The 1046-nt window shown below is 70.6% G+C and carries 2 protein-coding genes; one reads left to right on the top strand and one right to left on the bottom strand.

The genetic code is table 11. The features are described 5' to 3' along the window. The coding region (locus tag ACM2XV_RS15560) for a C40 family peptidase (protein WP_487027611.1) at positions 1–790 on the top strand (790 nt) is incomplete at its 5' end. A 36-nt stretch (positions 791–826) separates the two neighbouring features. On the opposite strand, the gene ACM2XV_RS15555 is transcribed toward ACM2XV_RS15560, so the two are convergent. Beyond that, the coding region (locus ACM2XV_RS15555) for an HNH endonuclease signature motif containing protein (RefSeq protein ID WP_487027610.1) at positions 827–1046 on the bottom strand (220 nt) is incomplete at its 5' end.

Below are 1046 nucleotides of genomic sequence, written 5' to 3'. Positions count from 1 at the left end.
CGTCGAAAGCGCCGTGGAGTCGGCGGTTGAGGAAGAGAACGCGCGCCGCACGGAAGACCTGATCCACTCGCACCGCGTGCGCCCTGCGGCTGCCGAGCCCGCGCCGGCCGCTCTCGCGGCAGCTGCCCCGAAGCCCCCGCGCCGCAGCGCCCGCCGCAGCCTCGCCGCCGGCCTCGGGGCCGTCGTGCTGATCCCGTCGCTGTGGCTCGTCGTGCCGGCCACAGCAGACACGATGCCCGGGCCCGCCACCGCCGACGCGCACGGCCACACGGCCGAGCAGATCCTGCAGATCGCCGACAACGTGAAGTCGCCGACGATCAGCAACAACGACTACGTTGCCACGGCCATCGCCGCGATCGTCGCGAAGGAGGGCGGCGCATCGGCAGAAGCTGCCGAGCCCGCCATCGTCGATGCCCTCGCCGCAGGCGGCGACCGCGCGAAGATCGTCCAAACGGCGCTGAGCTACATCGGCACGCCGTACGTCCTCGGTGGCAGCAGCCACACCGGCATCGACTGCTCGGGGCTCACGCTGCAGGCCTACGCCGCCATCGGCATCAGCCTCGCGCACTACGTGCCCACGCAGGACGCCGTCGGCACCCGCATCACCCGTGACCAGGCTCAGCCCGGCGACCTCGTGGTGTTCAACAACGAAGACCACGTCGGCATCTACCTCGGTGACGGCCAGGTCATCGCTGCACCCGCACCGGGCCGGCGCGTCTCGATCGAGGCGGTCGACATCTGGGAGCCGGTCGGCATCCACTTCACCCGCATCCTTCCCGCCGGGCAGTAAGCGCCGCGCCCGCCGGGCAGAGTTCTGCCGTGTGGTTCAGGCCGCGGGGGTGAGGTTGCGTTTGGGGGTGTGGGTGGCTGTGGTCCAGGCGGTGGCGTGGGATCCGAACACCCACCTGATTTCGGGTGCCCCGTGGTCGTTCATGCGGAGCTGGTAGGGCCCGGTGTCGATGGTGGTGTGGTGGAACCAGCACAGGAGCGTCATGTTGCCGATGTCGGTGGGTCCGCCGTCGCGGTGGGGGTCGATGTGATGCACC

The sequence above is a fragment of the Gryllotalpicola sp. CP2-P1 genome (genome assembly GCF_057512245.1).
Note: the sequence above shows the minus strand (reverse complement) of the source record. Positions and strands in the feature narration are given on the sequence as shown.